The organism is Buchnera aphidicola (Pemphigus immunis) (assembly GCF_964059115.1).
Classification (GTDB): Bacteria; Pseudomonadota; Gammaproteobacteria; order Enterobacterales; family Enterobacteriaceae; genus Buchnera_C; species Buchnera_C aphidicola_C.
Genome location: NZ_OZ060408.1, coordinates 543,523 through 567,203, shown reverse-complemented (window position 1 = coordinate 567,203; position 23,681 = coordinate 543,523). Strand labels below are relative to the sequence as shown.

The following is a 23,681-nucleotide window of genomic DNA, read 5'->3' as shown; positions in this document are numbered from 1 at the left end:
TATGTATTAATTAATATTAATTTTATATGAGTAAAATATATATATATTATATTTCATACATAATTTCAATGTAGGTGTGATATGAAAAAAAAAATTCATCCCAATTATCAAAAAATTACAGCAACATGTTCTTGTGGTAATATAATTTTATTTTTTTCTACTGTTAACAAGAATATTAATCTTGACGTATGTTCTAAATGTCATCCTTTTTATACAGGAAAACAGAGAATATTAGATACAGGAGGGCAAATAGAAAAATTTAATAAACGTTTTAAAATGATTAACAAGATATAATTTTTTTATTAAAAAAATATTTTCAACAAAAATTAAAAGAAATATAACAATATATTTTTATTAAGTATAAAATATTAATTACAGATATTGTTTATTATAAAATAATTTCTAATGTTTCGTATATAGTATTTTATAGAATTTTATTTTGAATATTTTGAATAAAACTTATTTTTAAATAAGTAAGTACGGAAGATCTGGGTTTATGTAATTAAGAAATCCAGATCTTTTCAGATAAGATTTATGTATAAATCTAAAATTTTTAAATATCTTGATTTTTTTAAATATTTTATATATAACGAGTTTTTTAATTAAAATAAAATTTTTTATTTAAAATGTAATTATTGATTTTATACATAATATTTTTTTAAATTTTATTGTATATTTAATTAATAATTATTTTTTTATTTTTTAGTTACAAATGATAAATAAGATATTTTTATGATATAAAACTAAGAAACCAATGTTATAATTTTAATAAGTTAATTTTTTTATTTATAAAATGGAATTTCAATTCAAAATAAATTAAAGTACGTAATATTTTACATATTTTATGTTAAATACTATCATTTAACGTAAAAATTAATAGCGGGAAACGAGATTCGAACTCGCGACCCCAACCTTGGCAAGGTTGTACTCTACCAACTGAGCTATTCCCGCATAATTTTAATATTTTTATTTAAAAAATCAAAAATTTTATTAAATATGTTTAATATTATATAAAAATATTGATATGTATTCAAGTTTTATTAATTATAAATAAATTAAAATTAATTTTTTAATGTGATTTAAGGATATTATTGTTTAAAAAGTACTTACGATAATACAATAATTCTTGTATTGAACTTTTAACGTCTTGCAATGCTGAATGATTATTTTCCTTTACATATTTTTTTACAATATCGGGTTTCCATAAAAGGATTATTTCTTTAATAGTACTGACATCAATATTCCTGTAATGGAAATATTTTTCTAATTTTGGCATATATTTAGATAAAAAACATCTATCGTGATGAATACTGTTACCACACATTGGAGAAGTATTACACAAAGTCCATTTTTTTAAAAAATTGATTGTTTTATTTTCGGCGAATTGTTCGTTATATAAACTTTGTTCTACTTTTTTAATTAAACCATTTTTTTTGTGTGTTTTTATATTCCATTTATCCATATTTTTTAGTGTTATTGAAGATTGGTGAATTGCTATTTCAGGTCCTATAGATAAAGTATTTAATTTTTTATCTGTAATTATAGTGGCAATTTCAATAATTCTATTTTTATTTGGATCAAGTCCTGTCATTTCTAAATCAAGCCAAATAAGATTATTTTTTTTATCCATTTTTATTTTTAATTCCTTGTATATACTTATATAATTTTATTTTACTAAACATTACTTAATATATTTATTATATAAATATATCTTAAATATAAAATTATTTTATGTATTTAAGTATATAAGAAGTGTTTTTTAATCATTAATAGTTTAGTATTTGTGTATAAATTTTATTATAAAAAATATTTATTATTGAATTTTCTAATAAAATTAATAGAATTAACATAAAAAAATACATAAATATAGTTTTTTATTTTATTAAAAATATTGAGTTTAATTAATGTTGATATATATTAATTGATTTTAGTAATAATAAAATAAAAACGTGTATATTTTAACGTAAGAATATAAAATAATTTATTTATAAGATAATTAAAAATATCGGGAACGTTGTTTTATTATATTTTTCCTGAATAAAATAAAGTGTATATAGGAAAATTTTAATGGTATTAAATGTTTTATTTTATTAATTTTCATTAATATAAAATTTTATTTTTATTTTACATTTATGCATTGATCATTACAATATAAAATAGTTATTTAAATAAATTAAAGATTGATATCTAGTATAATATTAGAAAATATTTTATAGATATAAAATTTGATATTTATTTTAAATGAATATGTACATCAATAGCTATTTTAAATATTAAAGAGTAAGTATGAAAAATATTAATCCTGTTGAAACTATTGCTTGGAAAGAATTAAAGAATCATTATAAAATTATAAAAAATATGCATATATCGGATTTATTTTTAAAAGATAATCAACGTTTTAAAAAGTTTTCGTTATGTTTTAATGATGAAATTTTAGTTGATTTTTCTAAAAATTTAATTACTGATGAAACTATACTAAAACTGTTAAATTTAGTTAAAGAAATAAATTTATATAGTGCCATCAAAGCTATGTTTCAAGGAGATAAAATAAATAGAACTGAAAATCGTGCTGTTTTACATATAGCTTTAAGAAATAAAATTAATTGTCCAATTATGTTAGATGGTAAAAATATTATGTTAGATATTAATTTTATTTTAAAAAAAATGAAGAATTTTTCTGAAAAAATAATCAACGGTGATTGGAAAGGATGTACCGGTAAAAAAATTACTGATATAGTAAATATTGGAATTGGAGGTTCTGATTTAGGTCCCCGTATGGTTACAGAGTCTCTTCGTCCTTATAAGAATCATTTAAATATGCATTATGTATCAAATATAGATGGTATAGAGATTTCTGAAGTACTAAAAAAAATATCTTATGATACTACATTATTTATTATTATTTCGAAAACTTTCACAACTCAAGAAACAATGACAAATGCATATACTGCTAGAAATTGGTTTTTAAAATTTACAACTGATAAAAATAATATCAGACAACATTTTGTTGCTGTATCGACGAACACTGAAAAAGTAATAAATTTTGGAATTCATGCGAAAAATGTTTTTACATTTTGGGATTGGGTAGGAGGTCGTTATTCTCTTTGGTCTTCTGTTGGTTTATCTATTGTACTATCTATTGGTTTTAAAAATTTTTCCAAATTATTAAAAGGTGCTTATGATATGGATATGCATTTTTATCAAACTCCATTTGATAAAAATATTCCAGTATTGTTGGCTCTTATTGGTATTTGGTATAATAATTTTTTTTGTGCAGAAACAGAAGCAATTTTCCCATATGATCAAAATATGCATCTTTTTCCTGCTTATTTACAACAAGGTAATATGGAATCTAATGGAAAAAATATAGACCGTAATGGGGAAAATATTTCGTATCAAACAGGACCAATTATTTGGGGAACACCTGGAACAAATGGTCAACATGCTTTTTATCAATTAATATATCAAGGTACTAAATTAATACCTTGTGATTTTATTGCTCCGATTATTAGCCATCATATGTTACATGATCATCATGAAAAATTATTGTCTAATTTTTTTGCACAAACTAAAACGTTGGCATTTGGCAATATAGCGAAAAATATTCAAAAAAATGATGAAAAATTTTCTAATGTTGATTTGAAAGAATCAACACATATGTTTCAATATAAAAATATTAAAGGAAATATTCCAACAAATTCAATTTTATTAAGAAAAATTACACCTTATACTTTAGGAGTATTAATTGCAATGTATGAACATAAAATTTTTACTCAAGGTATAATATTTAATATTTTTAGTTTTGATCAGTGGGGAGTTGAATTAGGTAAAAAAGTAGCTGATAAAATTTTATACGACCTCAAAAAAAATAAAAAAAATATAAATTATGATATATCTACAAATGGTTTAATTAATTTTTATAATATATGGATAAATAAAAATCAAAAACGGAATTAAAATAACAAATATATTCAATATTATTAATTTTAATATATTTATTGATTAAATATGTTTTTAAAATATAAAAAATAAAAAATATTTTTTTTTTTAGAAAAATGTTTTTTATTAGAAATAATTTAATTTTTTTAAATTTAAAAAAAAAAATTTTAAGATATTTTTTTTAACAAAATTATTAATTTTTTATTAAGTATAAAGATGAATATTTTTATGAGAATTTATCATGGTTATTCGTATTCTTCCTGTGGAAATAATTAATCAAATTGCAGCAGGAGAAATTATTTATAGTCCTAGTTCAGTTATCAAAGAACTTATAGAAAATAGTATTGATTCTGGTGCTACTAAAATTTTTGTTAATGTTGAAGAAAGTGGATTGCAATCCATTAGTGTTTCTGATAATGGTTCAGGTATGGATAAAAAAAATTTAAAAATAGCTATATTACAGCATACTACTAGTAAAATATCTTCTTTGAATGATTTAGCAAATATAAATAGTTTAGGTTTTCGTGGTGAAGCTTTATCAAGCATTACTTCAATATCCCGTACTACTTTAATTTCTTGTACTAAAAAAAATGAAGAAGCATGGTCATTATATACAGAAGGATATAATAATCCATTAATATTCAAACCAACATCTCATCCTGTAGGTACCAGCGTAATAGTATGTGATTTATTTTATAATGTTCCTGTTCGTCGGAAATGTACAAAAAACACAAAAAATGAATTTCTTAAAATTCATGAAATAGTACGTCGTATGGTGTTATCTAAAAATAATATTGATATTACATTAAAACACGATAATAAATTAATTAAACATTACACTAAAATAGATAATATTAATCAAGAGAAGAATAGATTACAAAATGTATTTGGATTTGATTTTGTACAAAGTTTAATACCAATAGATTTGAAAAATGAATTTATGCGTGTTTATGGTTGGATTTCATTATCTAAAAAAAGTTCTTGCTACAACAATAAAAGATATCATTATGTAAATAATCGTATTGTAAACAATCATATTATTCGTCATGCAATACATCAAGGTATTAAAGAAATATTTAATAAGAATGTTTTTTATTCTTCTATTTTTTATGTTTTTATTTCTAATGATCAAATAGATGTCAATATTCATCCTAATAAATCTGAAATAAAATTTCATCAATCTCGTTTAGTTCATGGTTTTATTTATCAGGCAATAATTTATGCTTTTAAAAAAAGTAATAGGAAAAATGCAGTTATTAAATCTACTGATTGGATAATAGATAATTCTAAAATATCTGGTAAAAATTATTTCAGAAAAAAGGAAGAAGAAAAAAATATAATTTTTAAAAAAAAATATTTTAAAAACATATCAAATGATAGTAAAATTATTAAAGAAGAAAGGAAAGAAATGTATTTTTTTAAAAAAAATGTTTTATTTAACAATTTTTATAAATGTTTTGGGTATTTGTTATCTTTAATTTATGATTCTTATTTAATGGTTGAAAATATTAAAGGATTTGCATTAATTTCTCTTCCTATGGTTGAAAGATTAGTTTTTATTAGCAATATAAAAAATACTAAAAATAATAAAATAAAATTGTTTATTTTACCTAAATTTTTTAAAGTTAAAATTACTTCTGTAGAATACGAGTCTATCATAAATAATAAAAATATTTTATTAAAATTTGGATTAAATTTTTTTATTACTTCTCATTTTTTTTATTTAAAATCTATACCTTTAATTTTAAAAAAACAAGATTGGAAAAAATTGTTTTTATGTTTTTTAACATATATTTTTTTAAAAAAAAATATTACTTATGAAACATTATTAAGATGGTTTGCTTTAAATATAAAAATATCAAAAACAAAATGGGATAATTTTAAAATTATGAAAGTATTATCAGATATGGAAGAATTTTGTCCTATTTTTATAAAACATCCGCCTTCAGAATTATTTCAACCAATAAATTTCGATGAAAAAATAAGATTTTTAAGAACATGATAAAAATTATATCAAATAAACCTATAGTTATTTTTATTATGGGTCCAACTGCAAGTGGAAAAACTAAAGTAGCTATTTCTTTGCGAAATTATTTACCTGTAGATATTGTTAGTGTAGATTCAGGTTTAATATACAAGGATTTGAATATCGGAACAGCTAAACCTACTGAAAAAGAACTTTTAAAGGCACCGCATAAATTGATTAATATTAAAAATTCAGAAGAAAATTATTCGGTAGGTGAATTTAAAGAACATGCTTTAACAGCAATATCAGATATTGTTCATCATAACAGAATCCCTTTATTGGTAGGTGGAACAATGTTGTATTATAAAGTATTGTTAGAAGGTTTGGCATTATTACCATCTGCTAATATGGAATTACGTAATCACTTATTGAAAGAAGTAAAAATCATTGGTGAGATTGCTTTACATAAAAAACTAAAAAAAATAGATCCGATTTCGGCAAACAGAATTCATCCTAATGATTTACAAAGAGTTATAAGAGCACTAGAAGTTTTTTTAATTTCAGGAAAAACATTGTCTGCATTAATAAAAAAATCTACTTATAATTTTCCTTATAGAGTAATTCAATTTTCATTAATACCAAGAAATATGTTTTTATTATATGACAATATTGAATTGAGGTTTAGAGAAATGTTAGATTTAGGATTTGAAAAAGAAGTTGAATGTTTATTTAATAGAAAAAATTTAAATATTAATTCATGTTCTATTAATAGAATAGGATATTATCAGATGTGGAAATTTTTATCTGGTGATTTAAGTTACAGAGAGATGATAGAACAATCTATCAGAGCTACCCGTCACCTAGCCAAACATCAAATGACATGGTTAAAAAAATGGAATAATATTCATTATGTATATAATGATAGTGTTAGTTTATCTGTTAATCGAATATTAAATATTTTTAAAAAATTTAAATCTAATATGATTATTTAGTATATATTTTTTTATAGTTTAAAATATATTTATTTTTTATCAACAATAATGTTGTTATATATTAATTATATATTTAAATAAATTTGAAATCTATTGTATATAAAACGTTTTAAAATTATCACAAATATGAAAGAATAATATATTTCATTAATCAATGCATTTTTTTATTTATTTTAAATATTAATTAATTTTTATTAAGTATTTAATTAATATTATAGCTTGATGTAAATAAATTTAAAATTAGAATTTTAATTGATGATTTAATATTGTAGATAAAATTTTATTTTAGTAAATTAACTTAGATATAAATAAGCTTAATAATATGTAATTAATTTTATAAGAATGGAGTATTAATATGGTTTGGAATGAACCTAGTGATGATAGATCAAATCGTGATCCATGGAGAAAACAAAATAATAAATTAAAAAAAAATGTGAAAAAATATAAATCAAACAAAATATTTTTTTTTAATTTAAAAAAATATTTTATTATATTAAGTAAATTAATAAAAAATTATAGTAAAAACTTTAGTTTATCTAAAAATATTAAAATTCCAATTATTATTGTATTAATATTTGTTCCATTATTATTATTTTTTAAAGGATTTTACGTTGTAAAAGACACTGAACAGGGAGTAGTAATTAATTTGGGTAAATTTAGCCGTATAGTAAATCCAGGATTACATTGGAAAATAATTTTTATTGAACAAGTAAAATATATTAATGTTGCAACAATAACAGAAATAACATTATCTAATTTATTATTAAATGCAGAAGAAAAACTGTTAAATATAGAAACAAATATAGCATATAAAATTGTAAATGCTAAAGATTATTTTTTTTCAGTTAAAAATCCTGATGAAATTATGCGGCAAATAATTAATGGTACGTTATACCATGTAATAGGAAGTTTTAATACAGATAAAATTTTAATAAAAGATAATGATTTTATTGAAAAAATTATACAGAAAGAAATAGAAAAAAAAATAATATTATTCAAATTGGGTATAAAAATCATAGATATACATTTTAACAAAATTACTTTTCCGAAAGAAGTAAAAAATTCATTTGATGCAATGCAATTAGCTTTAAAAAATAAAGAAAAATATATTAAAAAAGCTAAAAGTTATGCAGATGAAGTTATTTTTTTAGCTAATAATAAAGCCAGTTATATTTTAAGACTGTCTAAATTATATAAAATGTATAAGATAATAAAGTTAAATAGGAATATAGTTCTTTTTTCTAAAATATTCTATAAACATGAAGTAAAAAAAATTTTTTTTATAAAAAATTTATATTAAATTAATGGAAAATACGTTAGTTATTATTAATACATCTTAATAAATAAAAAATAAAATTAAATTAATTATTTCATAAAATAATTTATTACTAAATATTTATCAATTTAATTCATATTTTCATTATCCATTCAGTATTAATACGAAATCTTATTCTTTTTTTTTTAAATATCAATCATATTGGTTATTTTTTATAAAATTTCAAAAAAATTTTCTTATAATTTAAAAAATATAGAAAATATTATTAAATATATAGGTATACGAAACATATGAATAAAATTTATATTTCATTATTAGGTATTTTTTGTTTTTTTTTATGTACTGGTTTTTTTTTAATAAAAGAAGAAGAACGTGGAATTATATTGCGGTTTGGAAAAATAATGCAGGATAAAGATGAAAGAGTAATAATTTACAAACCAGGATTACATTTTAAATTTCCTTTAATAGATTCAGTAAAGAAAATAGATATTCAGCTTCATACAACAGAAAATAGATCTTATTTTTTTATTGCTAAAGAGAAAAAGAATTTTATTGTAGATTTTTATATTAGATGGAAAATAAATGATTTTGGTCGTTATTATTTAGCTACTGAAGGTAATAAAATTTATTCAACAGAAATGATTTTAAAACGTAAATTTAATGATATATTAAATCAGAACATGAAAAATTTAAATAAAAATCAATTTATTTTGTGTAAAAAAAATTTGTTTAATCGAAATACACATAGAATTTTTAATTTTTATCCATTTTTTTTTAATGATTCTTTTTTTAAATCATATTTTTTAAAAAATAATATGATTTCAGAAAAATATATCTCCTTTGAAAAATTAATAAGCAGTATTAATTCAACAAGTTTAGGAATCAAAATAATTGATATATCCATAAAAAAAATGAATTTTTCTGTTGAAACAATGAATAAAATATACTTGATGATGATATTAGAAAACGAATTAGTTTCTAACAATGAAATGTTAAAAGGACAATTTACAGCTAAAAAAATTAAATTGGATGCTGATTATAAAGTTATGAAAATATTATTTAATGCACAAAGAAAAGGATTACTTATTCGAGAATTAGGAAAAGTTACTTCTTTAAAATTGTTCTCTGATGTTTGTAAAAAAGAACCTTATTTTTATTTTTTTCTTAAAATATTTGAATCTTATAAAAAAAATTTTTGTGGTGAAAGAAATTTAATAATAAATAAAGATAATATTTTTTTTAATACATGTAACAAAAGTTAAACATAGTTAATTTATATTAATCAAAAATTATCATTTAAAAATAAAAATATGTAATAATCATAAAAATGTTATTAAAGTATATTTATTGAAAATATTTTATATATTAATACATATTATATTTTTATATAAAAAATAATTTTTTAAAATAGGTTATTTAAAATTTATGTATAAAAACATTGTTATATTAGGTGCCCAATGGGGTGACGAAGGAAAAGGTAAGATTGTAGATGTGTTAACTAAAAAAGCTAAATATGTTGTACGTTATCAAGGAGGACATAATGCAGGACATACTTTAGTTTTAAATGGTAAAAAAATTATTCTTCATGTTATTCCTTCGGGTATATTACATAAAAATGTAATAAGTTTATTAGGAAATGGTGTTGTAATTTCTCCTTCTGCATTAATAGATGAAATTGAAGAATTAGAAAAACAAGGTATTGATACTAAAAATAAAATATTTATTTCTGAAAACTGTTTTTTAATTTTACCTTATCATGTTCAGTTAGATATAGCCAGAGAGAAAAAAAATGGGGAAAATGCTATAGGAACAACCAAACGGGGAATTGGTCCTGCTTACGAAGATAAGGTTGCAAGACGTGGATTACGTATTGGTGATTTACGAGATAAAAAAAATTTTTCTATTCATTTAAAAAAAATAGTAGATTATTATAATTATCAGTTAATACATTTTTATCAAGCAAAACCTGTAGATTATAATGATATTTTAACAGGTGTTTTAACTTTATCTGATAAATTAATAAATATGATATCGGATATTCCAGATCTATTATATACTGCTATTAAACATAATGAATTAGTAATATTTGAAGGAGCACAAGGTACTTTATTAGATATTGATCATGGAACTTATCCTTATGTTACATCATCTAATAGTACTTCTGGAGGAGCTAGTACTGGTTCTGGAATTGGTCCTTTAAATTTTGATTATATACTTGGAGTTGTAAAATCATATACAACTCGTGTAGGTTTTGGTCCTTTTCCAACAGAAGTATTTAATGAATTAGATGATTATTTTTGTGAATACGGATCTGAATTTGGTTCTACAACAGGAAGAAGAAGAAGAACTGGTTGGTTAGATATAGTTGCGTTAAAAAGGTCTATAAGAATTAATTCTTTGTCAGCTTTATGTTTAACAAAATTAGATGTATTAGATAAATTAAAGGAAATTAAAATTTGTACAGCATATAAATTGTTAAAAAATAATTCTATTGTTACTAATACTCCATTCTCTATTAATGATTGGAATAAAATAAAACCAATTTATGAAATTATACCAGGTTGGCAGGAGAGTACTTTAGGTATTAATTCTTTATCTAAATTACCTTCAGCAGCAAAAAATTTTGTTAAGAGAATAGAAGAATTAACAGAATTACCGATTGATTTTATATCTACGGGTCCTGATCGTAAAGATTTAGTAATATTAAATTATTTATTAAATTTTTAAATAATGAAAGATGATATATAATTGGTTATATGTTCCATATATAATATGATTTTTAAAAATAATATTGGGAATTTGTGTTCTATTTTTTATTTATATAAAAATGTTAATTTAAATGTAATCTTTTTTTTAATAAAAATCTTAAATTATAATTTTGAAATTAGATAGATAATCAAACATTTTTGATAATTTTATTAATTTTTATAAAAATCTTTATTTTTATAAATTTAATTTATATAATTTTTTGTTATTAATTTTTAAATTAATTTCATTAAATTTATCATTTAATATTATATAATATAATAATTATTTTTTAAAATTTTCATGTAGATAAGAATAAGATAAAGATATCAAAATTTTTATATTTTTGTAATATTTTATTTTTAATAATATATAAACTTTTTATATAAAATAATTTTTAATTTTATGAAATATCATGTATTGAGTTTTTTCGTTTACTGAGATATATTATGTTTATAACGCAATTATTTTTTAATACAGTTCCTTTTTTTATAAAAATTTATTTTAAAATAAATAATCTTTAAAAGGATCAATATAATGAGTTTTTATGAAATAATATTTATGGTTCATCCTGATCAAAGTGAACAAGTGCCAACTATGATAGAAAAATATAAGCGTTTAATAAAAAAAAATAGCGGTACTGTTCATCGATTAGAAGATTGGGGAAGACGTCAGTTAGCTTATTCTATTAATAAATTACATAAAGCACATTATGTACTAATGAATATTGAAATTGATTCTAAATTTATTCGTACGTTAGAAAATGATTTTAGATTTAATACTGCCATTATACGTAATATTATTATCAATATGAAAAAGGCAATAATAGAACCTTCTCCTATGGTAAAAGCAAAAGAAGATAAAAAAGATAAAAAAGAAGATTTGTTAGCGTAATTATAATTACGTGTATTTAATTATATATATGACGATAAAATATTAATGAAATCATTAGTGTTATTATTACTACTACTATTTTTGTGTTAAAAAAAGGAATATATTAAGATGGTTCGTTATTTTCGTCGTCGTAAGTTTTGTAAATTTACAGCAGAAAAAATAAAAGAAATAGATTATAAAGATATCTCTATCTTAAGAAATTATATAACTGAAAGTGGTAAAATTGTGCCTAGTAGAATTACTGGAACTAAAGCTAAATACCAACGTCAATTATCTCGTGCTATCAAAAGAGCCCGATATTTATCTTTATTACCATATACAGATAAACATCAGTAATTATTTTGTGAAAAATAAAGAGGATTCATTAATGCAAGTTATTCTTCTTTCTAAAGAAAAACAATTAGGTAATTTAGGTGAGTTAATTGATGTAAAATCAGGTTATGCAAGAAATTATCTTTTACCTAAAGGAAAAGCAATTTTAGCTACTAAAAAAAATATTGAAATTGTTGAGTTGCAAAAAATTAAATTAAAAGAAAAAATAGCTAATAAATTAGCTATTGCTCAATCTAAGGTAAACAAAATAAATTCGATCGAATCAATAATAATAAAATCTAAATCTGGAGAAGAAGGTAAATTATTTGGTTCCATAGGAACTCGTGATATTGCAGAAGCGATAACTTTATTAGGTGTTCCAATTAATAAGAATGAAATTCGTTTACCAAATGGTAAATTACGTTATATAGGTGAACATCAAGTAATATTTCATCCTCATAATGAAGTAACTGTAATGATTACTATACATATTGTTTCTAACTCTTAAAATAAAATATACATATTTTAAACTGTACTATCATACTATTCTGAATAAAAGAGTTTAATTAAATGTTAAATGAAATTTTTAAATTAGTTAAAGAAGTAGGTAGTGTGATAATGCAACATTATAGCAAAACAAAATTAATTAATGTCTCTTATAAATCAGATGGATCTCCTGTAACTACAGTAGATAAAATAGCGGATGATATAATTAAAAATAGATTAAAAATTATTAATCCAGATATTCCTTTATTATCTGAAGAAAGTTTTTCCAATTGGAACAAAAATAGAAATTGGAATAAATATTGGTTAATCGATCCATTAGATGGGACCAAGGAATTTTTAAATAAACGATGTGAATTTACGGTTAATATTGCATTAATTAAAAAAGGAATTCCTGTCTTTGGTGTAATTTATGTTCCTTTTTTTAAAACATTGTATTATACAAATAATAATAAATCCTGGAAAGAAGAAAAAGGACATACAAAAGAAATTCATGTTAGTGATAATACTCCATCACGTATTGGGTTAAGTTATTCCCATACAGACAATAATATTTATAATTATTTAGAAAAATTAGAATCTTATAAAATAATCAAAATAGGTTCTTCTTTTAAATTTTGTTTGGTTGCAGAAGGTAAAATACAGTTTTACCCTCGTTTAGGGAGAACTAAAATTTGGGATACAGCTGCTGGAGATGCTTTAGTAACTGCTGCTGGAGGTATAGTAAATACGTGGAATCGAATACCATTGAATTACTATCCTAAGTTTAATTTTTTTAATCCAGGATTTTTTGCTGCAACTAATGCAAAATTATATGATATAATATTTAGTGAATATAAAATTAATAATGAACTATGATAAAAATCATATTATGAATAAAAAAATTGATATTAGAATTTTAGATTCTAGAATTGGTACAGTTTTCCCATATTTAAATTATGCCACTAAAGGATCTTCTGCTATAGATTTACGAGCATGTATAAAAAAAAAATTAAAATTGTCATCTTTGGAATCAATTTTATTACCTACTGGAATTGCTATTCATATTTCTGATCCTGAAATTACTGCTATGATTTTACCTCGTTCCGGTTTAGGACATATTTTTGGTATTGTTTTAGGTAATTCAGTCGGTTTATTAGATTCTGATTATCAAGGTCAGATAATGGTTTCTATTTGGAATAGAAGTGACAAAGAATACACAGTGCAACCTGGTGATAAAATAGCACAAATGGTTTTTGTACCTATAATTCGTCCAGTATTTAATATAGTAAATAATTTTACTATAAGTACCGAACGAGGTAAAAAAGGTTTTGGTCATTCTGGAAATCAATAATTTTAAAATTATTCTGTTTTATTTATACCATACCTAAGACGATAATTATATAATTTATCTAAATTATATTTCATATCTTTTTTTTCTGATAGATAATTAATTAAATCTTGCATATTAATAATAGATATTACTTTACAACCATATTCGTCTTCTATTTCTTTTACAGCAGAATAAGTTTTGTTACCTATTTCTTGACGATCTAACGCCACAATTATTGCTGAAATAACAATTTTACTTTTTTGTTGAATATGTTTCATTGCACTTTTAATAGCTGTACCAACTGTAATTACATCATCTATAATTATAATATTTTTTTTTAATTCATGACCTATTAGTGTTCCTCCTTCACCATATTTTTTAATTTTTTTTCTGTTAAAACAAAAAGGAAGATTGATATTATAATATTGATTTAAAGAAAAAGATGTAGATGTTACAATAGGAATTCCTTTATAGGCTAATCCATAAAGAATGTTGCACTTTATTTTTGATTCTATTATAGCATGAGCATAAAATTTACCTAATTTAAATATATCTTTCCCAGTACAGAATAATCCAGAATTAAAAAAATAAGGACTTTTTCTTCCTGATTTTAAATTAAAATTACCAAATTGTAATACTTTCTTTTCTAAAGAAAACTTAATAAATTCTTTTTTCCAATTGATCATTTTACTTACCTTGTTATTTTATAAAAATTTTATTAAAGATATATATATGCAGTATATAAAAATTTTTATAAATATAAAAAAGATAATTCTATCTGATATAAAATAAAAATTTTATATCAAAAGTTTTAAATTTAAATAATTTATTAAATATTTTTGGCCCCTGCTGGATTTGAACCAGCGACCAAGCGATTATGAGTCGCCTGCTCTTACCTCTGAGCTAAGGGGCCAAATTTCTTATTTTAAAACTAATATATATTATTATTTTAATGATAATATTTCAAGTGATATTCTTTATATTTTATAAATTTTATATGTAAAAGTTTTTTTTAATATGTTTTTATGTATGTAAATAAAATTTATTGATTTATAAAAAAAATAATGATAAAATACAATTTTCCTCTGTAGTTCAGTTGGTAGAACGGCGGACTGTTAATCCGTATGTCACTGGTTCGAATCCAGTCGGAGGAGCCATAAAAATTTTTATTAATATATTTTATAATTTTTAAAATTTAAATTTGATATATGATATGATAAATTTAATTGTATTAAAATTTATTTTTAGTTTAATATATATTAAATATTTTTTTTTAATTGGTAACAGTGCATAAATTAATGTAATATATTTTTTAGATTATCTATATTTTATTTTAAATATTTTTTTTGATAAAAATTATTTTTATTTATTAATAGTAAGTAATGTGATTATGACAAAATTTCTTAAAAAATATAAAAAAAATATATCAACATTTATTTTTTATGATTATGAAACTTTTGGAACAAATTCTGCTTTAGATAAACCTGCGCAATTTGCATGTATTCGTACTGATATTAATTTTAATATTATTGATAAACCAAAAATATTATATTGTTACCCTCCAATAGATTATTTACCAAATCCTGAATCAATATTAATTACAGGTATTACTCCACAAAAAACATTTTTAGATGGTTATAATGAATTTTATTTTTCTAAATATATCTATAATATTCTTAATGTAGGTAATACTTGTGTTATAGGTTATAATAATATTCTTTTTGATGATGAAATTACTCGAAATATTTTTTATAGGAATTTATTAGATCCTTATTCTTGGAGTTGGAAGAATGGTAATTCTCGTTGGGATTTATTGGGTGTTTTGCGTACATATTACGCACTTCGACCTAATGGAATAAATTGGCCGATAAATGACACAGGAATGCCTAGTTTTAAATTAGAGGATATTAGTAAAGAAAATAACATTTCCCACATTACAGCGCATGACGCTCTATCGGATGTTTATGCAACTGTTGCGTTAGCAAAATTGTTAAAAGAAAAAAATGCAAAATTATTTCAATTTTTATTTGACATACGTACTAAAGTACAATTATTAAGTTTAATAGATACAAATAATATGACGCCAATATTTTATATATCTGGATTATTTGGTGCTTCTCGGAGTAATATTGGTTTAATATCTCCAATATTACGACATCCTAAAAACAATAATATATTAATAGGTATTGATTTAAGTAAAAATATACTTCTTTTAATTAATTATTTAAAAAAAATATATACTAAAAAATTAAATTATAATGAATTATTTTCATTAGGATTGTTATTTATATATTTAAATAGATGTCCGATATTTGTTCCTTTAAATTGTCTTTTGAAAAAAGATTTAGATAGATTAAATATTGATAAGCAAAATTGCTATAGTAATTTATATATTTTAAAGAGAACATTATCAATTAAAAACTATATTTTATTTTTTTTAAATTATAGTTATGATGTATTACCAAAAGATATTGATTTAAAAATTTATGATTCTTTTTTTTGTAATCAAGATAAAAAAATTATAGAAAAATTACATGTACAACTTCCATTAGATGATGTTGATGAGAATTTTTTTTTTCGTGATAATAGAATTGAAAAAATATTATTTCGTTGTAAAGCTCGTAATTTTCCTATTTTTTTAAAAAATAATGAAAAAAAAGTATGGTTTAAATATTGTAGCACAGTTTTAAATAAGAAATTAATATCTAAATATAGATTAAACATAAAATTTTTATTAAAAAAACATAATGAAGATGAAAAAAAAATTTTTTTATTAAAAGAGTTGTTAATTTATTCTGAAAATTTAGAAAGTTATATTTTTTGTTGTTAATTCATTAATATTATCTTTTAATTTCCTTGTTAATTAGTAATATTATATTTATTTTATTATCTTTAATTTTATGTTTTAAATAATTAGTAATGAATGTAAAATGAAATTTTTATTTAATAATTTACATTTTTATAGTAGTGGTTATAATATCGGTTCATATTAAAGTATTTTTAACAAAATATATTTTTAAAAAAAGTATTTTGTTATTATTAATTGATTGGTATTAGTACTATATTTCATAAATTTATTTATTTTTAAATAAGAAATTTTCCATATGTTTTTCTATTATTTTTCTGTCATTTAAATTTAACATATTTAATTTTTTTTCATTGATTATCATTGTTTGTTTAGACATCCATATTTTCCAGGCTGATTTAGAAATTTCATTATATATACGTTTTCCTAATATTCCTGGGTATATTTGGTATTCTTGTCCTTCTGCTTCTTTTTTTAAAAATTTACAAAAAATGATACGATTCATTGGCTATTTTACCTCATATTTTTTAAGAATGGTTATAATTTTTTTAACAGGACTGGATAAACCAATTAATTGTGGATTTATAAGGTTATACCAAATTGCATAGTTATGATGAATATTTTTTTTTTGCGATAAAGTTACAGTTATATGTATAGGTATAATATGTAATTTTAAATGGGTAAAATAATGGTAAAAAGGATTAATGATTTGTTTTTTACTTTTTTTAATATTTTTTTCATTTATCCAAGATTGAGCATTTATTTCTTTATAAAATTCCGGGAAAGAAAATAAATTAGCCCATATTCCATATGATGGTCTTTTTTTTAAGAATATAAAATGATTATATTGTAAAATTAAAAAATAAAAAGTTTTTTTTAAAATATTTTTGTAACTATTTTTTTTAGGGTAATCTTCACAATTTTTATTTGATAATGATATACAATTGATATTTAATGGACAAATATGACATTTTGGTTTTATTCTTGTACAAATTAAAGAACCTAAATCCATCATAGCTTGATTAAATTTTCCAGTATTATGTATTGGAGTAATGTTATTGATAATTTTCCATAGTTTACTTTCTGTTTTTTTTTCATTTATTTTTATATTAATTGCATAGTAGCGAGTAATAATTCTTTTTACATTACCGTCTAAAATAGGATAATAATATCCGAATGCTAATGACAAAATAGCTCCAGCGGTAGATTTTCCTATTCCAGGTAATTGAATTAGTTCAAAAAAATTATCTGGAAATTTATTTTTATATTTTTCAGAAATAATTTTGGTTGTTTTATATAAATTTTTTGCTCTAGCATAATATCCTAATCCGCTCCAAAGAAAACATATTTCATTCATAGAAGCTTTTTTTAAACTGTTAAAGTCTGGAAATTTTTTAATAAAGGCATTGAAATAAGGAATGACAGTTTTTACTTGTGTTTGTTGTAACATTATTTCTGATAGCCAAATTTTATAAGGTGTTTTTTTTATTTGCCAAGGTAATTTTTTTCTACCATGAATGTGGTACCAATTTATAATTAATTGATAGAATTTATAAAAAGTATTCATATATTTCTAATCCTATTGTAATATAATTTTTATTAATTTCGTGTAAGTTTTTATGTTTGTTAAACAATATTATTTAAATAAAATTCAAATTTTTATATTATAATATTTTTATGTAATTTTAAAAATAATACATAAGGATTTTAATATGATTGAGAATATTATAATTCCGAAATATAATAATAATGGTATATTTTTACGTCAGATTCGTAGTTTTGTTCTTAGAAATAAAAAAATTAATGATTCTGGTATAAAAATTATAAAGAATATTTTCCCTATTTTGGGTTTATCATTTAAGACAGAAAAAATAGATTTGAATAAGATTTTTGATTCTATATCTCCTATAGTATTAGAAATTGGATTTGGAACAGGAAAAACGTTAGTAGATACTGCTTTAAAAAACAGTAAAAAAAATTTTTTAGGTATTGAAGTGCATCAAAATAGTTTTTTAAAATGTTTAAAATATGCATTTTTTAAGAAAACAAAAAATTTAAAGGTTATATATCATGATGCAGAAGAAGTAATGTTATATATGATTAAAAATAGAACATTGTCTACAGTACAATTATTTTTTCCTGATCCGTGGCATAAAAAAAGACATCATAAAAGAAGAATTTTGAAAAAAAAATTTATTAATTTAATTTTAAAAAAATTAGTTATAGGTGGTACATTACATGTAGCTACTGATTGTCAGAGTTATGCAGATGATATTATTGAAATAATAAATCACATTCCAGAATATAAAAATTTGTCAGAAACAAATAATTATATTATAAGACCAAAGAGTCGTCCTGTAACTAAATTTGAAAAAAAAGCTATTGTTTTGAATAAAGTTATATTTGATTTATTTTTTGAAAAAATAAGATGATATCAATCATGTAAAAACATTTCTAACAAAGTATTTAAAAATAATTTTCCCTTTTCTGTAGTTTTCCAAGTAAGTAATGTTTCTTGCAAATAATTTTGAGAGATAGCAGATTCAATATTTTTTTTAATATATTTTTCTTTAAGAAAAGTATATTTACTAAAGTTTTTTCGATATATGGGTTGGAATAATCTCAAAGTGTTCATAAAATATTCAAAAGGTTTATCTTGGTCTTTTACTGTATATATTTTATTTATGTATTTTCCATTTATAAAATCGAAAATACCCTTATTTTTAATCACTCTAATTAGAGTACCATTTTTTTGTGTTAGTTTACCGTGAGCACCACAACCTATACCTATATAATCACCATATTTCCAGTAGTTGATGTTGTGTTTACAATGGTATCCTTTTTTCGAATAAGAAGAAATTTCATACTGTTGATAACCTGATAAAGTTAATAATTTTCTTCCTTTTTTCCATATTTTCCACATATTTTCTGAGTTTGGTAAATTAAGTTTTTTACTATAAAAAACAGTATTGGGTTCAATAGTTAATTGATACCATGAAATATGGTGAGGATTTAAAGAAATGGCTTTTTTTAAATCTGATAAAGCGGTTTTTAACGATTGTGACGGAAGTCCGTACATTATATCAAAATTTACGTTTTCAAATTTAATATCATGTATGATAGTTTTAATGGTAGGGATATCAATACTTTCTTTATCTCGTGATAATAAGTGTAATTGTTTTTTATTGAAAGTTTGTATACCTACAGAAAGTCTGGTGATTCCAATTTCTTTATATTTTAGAATTTTTTTATATTCAATATCTTTAGGGTTAGTTTCAATTGTAATTTCTGCTGATGGAGAAACATAAACACATTTTTTTATTTCTTTTAATAATATGTGTATAGATTCATAATGAAACAAACTGGGTGTTCCTCCACCAATAAAAATAGTATTAATAATTCTATTTGAAGTTAAATGTATATCTTTTTTTAAATCTAATATTAGATGATGAATATATTCTTTTTCTGGAATTTTATGTTTTGTTACATAAGTATTAAAATCGCAGTAAGGACATTTTTTAAAGCACCAAGGAATATGAATATATAAACTAAGAGGAGGTAAAGTTATCATTTAAGTATTTTCAATTATTTTATAATTTATATATTTGTAATATAAAAATGGTAATTATTTTTTATTTTCATTTATAAATACTAATTTTAATTCAACAAAAATTATTTTTTTTATATTCAGTATTAAAAAACCAACTTTCTAATATAATTACTGCGGAAATTGAGTGGATGTTATTTTTTTTTAACGATTTAAAACCACCTTGTGCAAATAATATTGACTTAGCTTCTATTGTACTTAGACGTTCATCATGCAATTCTACATGTAAAGAAAATTTTTTTTTTATTAATTTTGCAAATTTTTCTGTTTTTTTTGTTATATTTTGTTTGCTTCCATCTATATTTAATGGTAATCCAACTACAATGAATTGTGGTTTCCATTCTAATATAAGAGCATTAACTTGATTCCAATTTGGAACTCCAAATTTAGCTTGAAGAGGTTTTAACGCATGTGCTGTAAAAGTTAACTTTTGTCCTACAGCTACACCGATATTTTTTATTCCAAAATCAAAGGATAATATAAGCATGTTTAAATCTCTTAAAATAAAAATATATTTATATATTAATTGATTTATTTTTTATTTTTAGTATTTTTTTTTCAATGGTATCGATAATTAAATCTGTGATAGATTTATCACAACATGATTCAATTTCACAAATTCCAGTAGGACTGGTGATATTAATTTCTATTAATTTATTTCCAATAATATCGATTCCTACAAACAGTAATCCCATTTTTTTTAACGGATTAGAAATATAATTAGCTATTTTAAAATCTTCTTGATTTAATTTTTTTGGTTTTCCAATACCGCCAGCAGCTAAATTGCCTCTTGTTTCACCAGATTTTGGAATTCTAGCTAAACACCATGGAAATGGTTTTCCATTTATAATAAAAATACGTTTATCTCCTTCTTTTATTTCAGGTAAATAATTTTGTAATACGCAATATGATTTTTCATATTTAGTCATAGTTTCGATAATTACCGATATGTTAGGATCATTTTTTTTTACACGAAAAACTGATTTTCCTCCCATACCGTCTAGCGGTTTTATAATTATATCTTGGTGTTTATTTAAAAATTGACGTATTAAAATAGTATTACTTGTTATTAAAGTGTCAGGTATAATTTCAGGAAAATGAGTTGCAAATATTTTTTCATTAAATTTTCTTAGACTTTTAGGTTTATTAATAACTAGTACTCCTGATTTTTCTGCAGATTCTAAAATATATGTTGCATAAATGAATTGGATATTTACAGGAGGATCTTTGCGCATTAAAATAACATTTAAACTAGATAATGGAATATATTCTTCTTTTCCTAAGAAAAACCATTTTTTTTCATTTTTTTCTATTCTTAATAGACGACTTTTGGCATAACTTTTATTTTTTATTAAAAATAAATCATGAATTTCTATGTAATAAATTTTATATTTTTTTTCTTGTGCTTTTAGTAAAATAGCAAAACTAGAATCTTTTTTTATGTTGATAGTAGAAATGGGATCCATTACTATACCTAGCTTTATGTTCATTATTTTTCAGTCTTTTTGTTTTTAAAGTAAAAAAGTTATTAGAATTTTTTTGAATATAGTTTATACTATTATTTAATATCAGTAATGCTATTTTATTTGAAAAATATGATAAAAATGTTACTTTAACACAGAATATGTTTGATAAAAGTTTATTTTAATTTTTATAAATTTTTGTTTATTTATAAAATATATATTTAGATTAACATTTATTAATTTAATATGCATATTCCATTTTTGAAATAACATAAAAAATACCATTATTTTAATAATAAAAATTAGTTAAAAATAATTTAAATATATATTCTTTATATTTTTTTTATTATAATATATGTAATATATAGATTTATAGCAAGTTAGAATTACAGATAAAATTAATGTTTAGTAAAAATAATACCAATATATCTTTTATTCTTCATTATATTGAGGTCCGGCATAGTTATCAAATCTAGACCAATGACCATTAAAGGTTAAGCGTATTTTTCCGATAGGACCGTTTCTTTGTTTTCCTATGATAATTTCTGCAATACCTTTAAGATCACTATCTTCATGATATACTTCATCTCTATATATAAACATTATAAGATCAGCATCTTGTTCGAGAGAGCCAGATTCTCTTAAATCCGAATTTACCGGTCTTTTATCAGATCTTTGTTCTAAAGATCTGTTAAGTTGAGATAATGCTATGACAGGAACCTGTAATTCTTTTGCTAAAGATTTTAAAGATCTTGAAATTTCTGCAATTTCCAATGTTCGATTATCTGATAATGAAGGTACTCTCATTAATTGTAAATAATCAACCATAATTAAACTTAAACCATTATTTTCACGATATATGCGACGGGCTCTTGAACGAACTTCACTGGGAGTTAAACCAGAAGAGTCATCGATATACATATTTTTCTTTTTTAATAAAATGTTCATTGTACTAGAAATTCTAGACCAATCTTCATCGGTTAACTGTCCTGTACGAATACGAGATTGATTTACTCGGGATAATGAAGCAAGCATACGCATCATAATTTGTTCAACAGGCATTTCGAGACTAAATATTAATACTGGTTTGTCATAAATCATAGCGGAGTTTTCGCACAAATTCATAGCGAAAGTAGTTTTACCCATGGATGGTCGTGCAGCTATGATAATTAAATCGGAACGTTGTAATCCTGATGTTTTTTTATTAAGATCTTGGTATCCTGTATTAATACCTGTGACACCATCATGCGGATTTTTGAATAATTTTTCTATATTTTCTACAGTCATATTAAGGATTTGTTCGATATTTTTAGGTCCGGAATCTTTTTTAGATCTTTTTTCCGCAATTTTGAAAACGCTTGATTCCGCATAATCTAATAATTCTTCGCTTTTTCTTCCTTGAGGATCATATCCTGCATTAGCTATTTTGTTAGCTACTAAAATCATTTCTCTCACTACAGCACGTTCACGTACTATATCTGCATAAGCGGTAATATTAGCAGTACTTGGTGTATTTTTTGATAGTTCTGCTAAATAGGCAAATCTACCAACTCTTTCTAAAGTTCCTTTTTGTTCTAGAGATTCTGATAAGGTTATCAAATCAATAGGATTTCCAAGATCTAGTAATTTTTGCATTTCACGAAAAATTAAACGATGGGGAAGGCTAAAAAAATCATCAGCTACAATGCGTTCTGAAACTGTATCCCATCTTTCATTATCTAACATTAATCCTCCTAATACAGATTGTTCTGCTTCAATTGAATGAGGAGGTATTTTAAATTGATGAATTTGGTTTTCTTTTATTTTTTTATAGAATTTATTTTCTGACATAATTAATATTATAATATCATGTAATGAATAGATTT

Annotated in this window: 22 protein-coding genes and 3 tRNA genes; 15 read left to right on the top strand and 10 right to left on the bottom strand. The window is 21.8% G+C overall.

What is annotated here, in order from left to right; genetic code table 11:
- The first annotated feature begins 81 nt into the window (after positions 1-81).
- On the top strand, positions 82-294 hold the full coding sequence (gene rpmE, locus AB4W77_RS02530) for a 50S ribosomal protein L31 (protein WP_367681430.1): 213 nt from the start codon (positions 82-84) through the stop codon (positions 292-294).
- A 584-nt stretch (positions 295-878) separates the two neighbouring features.
- Here the strand turns inward: rpmE and AB4W77_RS02525 are convergent.
- Together AB4W77_RS02525 and orn are read right to left on the bottom strand one after the other, a co-directional pair.
- Positions 879-951: transfer RNA gene (locus AB4W77_RS02525), tRNA-Gly, on the bottom strand.
- A gap of 118 nt (positions 952-1,069) precedes the next feature.
- Positions 1,070-1,630: an oligoribonuclease gene (orn, locus tag AB4W77_RS02520; protein WP_367681429.1), complete on the bottom strand. Its 561-nt coding sequence runs from the start codon at positions 1,628-1,630 to the stop codon at positions 1,070-1,072.
- Positions 1,631-2,286: 656 nt separating this feature from the next.
- Here orn and pgi point away from each other — a divergent pair.
- The 11 genes from pgi (at position 2,287) to dut (ending at position 13,961) form a co-directional block, all read left to right on the top strand.
- Complete coding sequence (gene pgi / locus AB4W77_RS02515) at positions 2,287-3,957, top strand: glucose-6-phosphate isomerase (protein ID WP_367681428.1); 1,671 nt, start codon at positions 2,287-2,289, stop codon at positions 3,955-3,957.
- Between the two features lie 223 nt (positions 3,958-4,180).
- Positions 4,181-5,941, top strand: coding sequence for a DNA mismatch repair endonuclease MutL (mutL, locus tag AB4W77_RS02510; protein ID WP_367681427.1), 1,761 nt, complete (start codon positions 4,181-4,183; stop codon positions 5,939-5,941).
- Positions 5,938-6,897, top strand: a complete 960-nt coding sequence (gene miaA, locus AB4W77_RS02505) for a tRNA (adenosine(37)-N6)-dimethylallyltransferase MiaA (RefSeq protein WP_367681426.1) — start codon at positions 5,938-5,940, stop codon at positions 6,895-6,897. The genes mutL and miaA overlap by 4 nt, the downstream gene beginning before the upstream one ends.
- Positions 6,898-7,252: 355 nt before the next feature.
- Complete coding sequence (hflK, locus tag AB4W77_RS02500; RefSeq protein ID WP_367681425.1) at positions 7,253-8,197, top strand: FtsH protease activity modulator HflK; 945 nt, start codon at positions 7,253-7,255, stop codon at positions 8,195-8,197.
- A 266-nt stretch (positions 8,198-8,463) separates the two neighbouring features.
- Entirely contained in the window at positions 8,464-9,435 is a 972-nt protein-coding gene (gene hflC, locus AB4W77_RS02495) for a protease modulator HflC (RefSeq protein WP_367681424.1), read from the top strand.
- A 163-nt stretch (positions 9,436-9,598) separates the two neighbouring features.
- Positions 9,599-10,900 (top strand): adenylosuccinate synthase, encoded by a 1,302-nt coding sequence (locus AB4W77_RS02490; RefSeq protein ID WP_367681423.1) that lies wholly within the window; start codon positions 9,599-9,601, stop codon positions 10,898-10,900.
- 555 nt (positions 10,901-11,455) lie between these two features.
- Positions 11,456-11,812, top strand: a complete 357-nt coding sequence (gene rpsF, locus AB4W77_RS02485; RefSeq protein ID WP_367681422.1) for a 30S ribosomal protein S6 — start codon at positions 11,456-11,458, stop codon at positions 11,810-11,812.
- Positions 11,813-11,920: 108 nt separating this feature from the next.
- The gene (rpsR, locus tag AB4W77_RS02480; RefSeq protein ID WP_367681421.1) at positions 11,921-12,148 is read left to right on the top strand and encodes a 30S ribosomal protein S18; all 228 of its coding nucleotides are present in this window, start codon (positions 11,921-11,923) and stop codon (positions 12,146-12,148) included.
- Between the two features lie 31 nt (positions 12,149-12,179).
- Positions 12,180-12,632, top strand: a complete 453-nt coding sequence (rplI, locus tag AB4W77_RS02475; RefSeq protein WP_367681691.1) for a 50S ribosomal protein L9 — start codon at positions 12,180-12,182, stop codon at positions 12,630-12,632.
- Positions 12,633-12,694: 62 nt separating this feature from the next.
- On the top strand, positions 12,695-13,486 hold the full coding sequence (cysQ, locus tag AB4W77_RS02470; protein WP_367681420.1) for a 3'(2'),5'-bisphosphate nucleotidase CysQ: 792 nt from the start codon (positions 12,695-12,697) through the stop codon (positions 13,484-13,486).
- 13 nt (positions 13,487-13,499) lie between these two features.
- Complete coding sequence (dut, locus tag AB4W77_RS02465) at positions 13,500-13,961, top strand: dUTP diphosphatase (protein ID WP_367681419.1); 462 nt, start codon at positions 13,500-13,502, stop codon at positions 13,959-13,961.
- Positions 13,962-13,969: 8 nt separating this feature from the next.
- On the opposite strand, the gene pyrE is transcribed toward dut, so the two are convergent.
- Both pyrE and AB4W77_RS02455 read right to left on the bottom strand, forming a co-directional pair.
- Positions 13,970-14,626, bottom strand: coding sequence for an orotate phosphoribosyltransferase (gene pyrE, locus AB4W77_RS02460; protein WP_367681418.1), 657 nt, complete (start codon positions 14,624-14,626; stop codon positions 13,970-13,972).
- Positions 14,627-14,780: 154 nt separating this feature from the next.
- Positions 14,781-14,853: transfer RNA gene (locus AB4W77_RS02455), tRNA-Ile, on the bottom strand.
- A gap of 168 nt (positions 14,854-15,021) precedes the next feature.
- Between AB4W77_RS02455 and AB4W77_RS02450 the strand changes: the two genes are divergently transcribed.
- Together AB4W77_RS02450 and sbcB are read left to right on the top strand one after the other, a co-directional pair.
- A tRNA-Asn gene (locus AB4W77_RS02450) sits at positions 15,022-15,097 on the top strand.
- 233 nt (positions 15,098-15,330) lie between these two features.
- Positions 15,331-16,770, top strand: coding sequence for an exodeoxyribonuclease I (gene sbcB, locus AB4W77_RS02445; RefSeq protein WP_367681417.1), 1,440 nt, complete (start codon positions 15,331-15,333; stop codon positions 16,768-16,770).
- A gap of 244 nt (positions 16,771-17,014) precedes the next feature.
- Here the strand turns inward: sbcB and AB4W77_RS02440 are convergent, their stop codons facing one another.
- Both AB4W77_RS02440 and mutY read right to left on the bottom strand, forming a co-directional pair.
- Positions 17,015-17,251 carry an oxidative damage protection protein gene (locus tag AB4W77_RS02440; protein WP_367681416.1) on the bottom strand — a complete coding sequence of 79 codons (237 nt, stop codon included), beginning with the start codon at positions 17,249-17,251 and terminating at the stop codon, positions 17,015-17,017.
- Positions 17,252-17,254: 3 nt separating this feature from the next.
- The gene (gene mutY / locus AB4W77_RS02435; protein ID WP_367681415.1) at positions 17,255-18,313 is read right to left on the bottom strand and encodes an A/G-specific adenine glycosylase; all 1,059 of its coding nucleotides are present in this window, start codon (positions 18,311-18,313) and stop codon (positions 17,255-17,257) included.
- Positions 18,314-18,458: 145 nt separating this feature from the next.
- Between mutY and trmB the strand changes: the two genes are divergently transcribed.
- Positions 18,459-19,178, top strand: coding sequence for a tRNA (guanosine(46)-N7)-methyltransferase TrmB (gene trmB / locus AB4W77_RS02430; RefSeq protein WP_367681414.1), 720 nt, complete (start codon positions 18,459-18,461; stop codon positions 19,176-19,178).
- 2 nt (positions 19,179-19,180) lie between these two features.
- On the opposite strand, the gene hemW is transcribed toward trmB, so the two are convergent.
- The 4 genes from hemW to dnaB all read right to left on the bottom strand — a co-directional run bounded on the left by hemW (position 19,181) and on the right by dnaB (position 23,646).
- Positions 19,181-20,317 carry a radical SAM family heme chaperone HemW gene (gene hemW / locus AB4W77_RS02425; RefSeq protein WP_367681413.1) on the bottom strand — a complete coding sequence of 379 codons (1,137 nt, stop codon included), beginning with the start codon at positions 20,315-20,317 and terminating at the stop codon, positions 19,181-19,183.
- A 91-nt stretch (positions 20,318-20,408) separates the two neighbouring features.
- Positions 20,409-20,840: a Holliday junction resolvase RuvX gene (gene ruvX, locus AB4W77_RS02420; RefSeq protein WP_367681412.1), complete on the bottom strand. Its 432-nt coding sequence runs from the start codon at positions 20,838-20,840 to the stop codon at positions 20,409-20,411.
- Positions 20,841-20,868: 28 nt separating this feature from the next.
- A complete protein-coding gene (gene gshB, locus AB4W77_RS02415) occupies positions 20,869-21,843 on the bottom strand; it encodes a glutathione synthase (RefSeq protein WP_367681411.1) in 975 nt (324 codons plus the stop codon).
- Positions 21,844-22,248: 405 nt separating this feature from the next.
- Positions 22,249-23,646: a replicative DNA helicase gene (dnaB, locus tag AB4W77_RS02410; protein WP_367681410.1), complete on the bottom strand. Its 1,398-nt coding sequence runs from the start codon at positions 23,644-23,646 to the stop codon at positions 22,249-22,251.
- Positions 23,647-23,681: the final 35 nt, after the last annotated feature.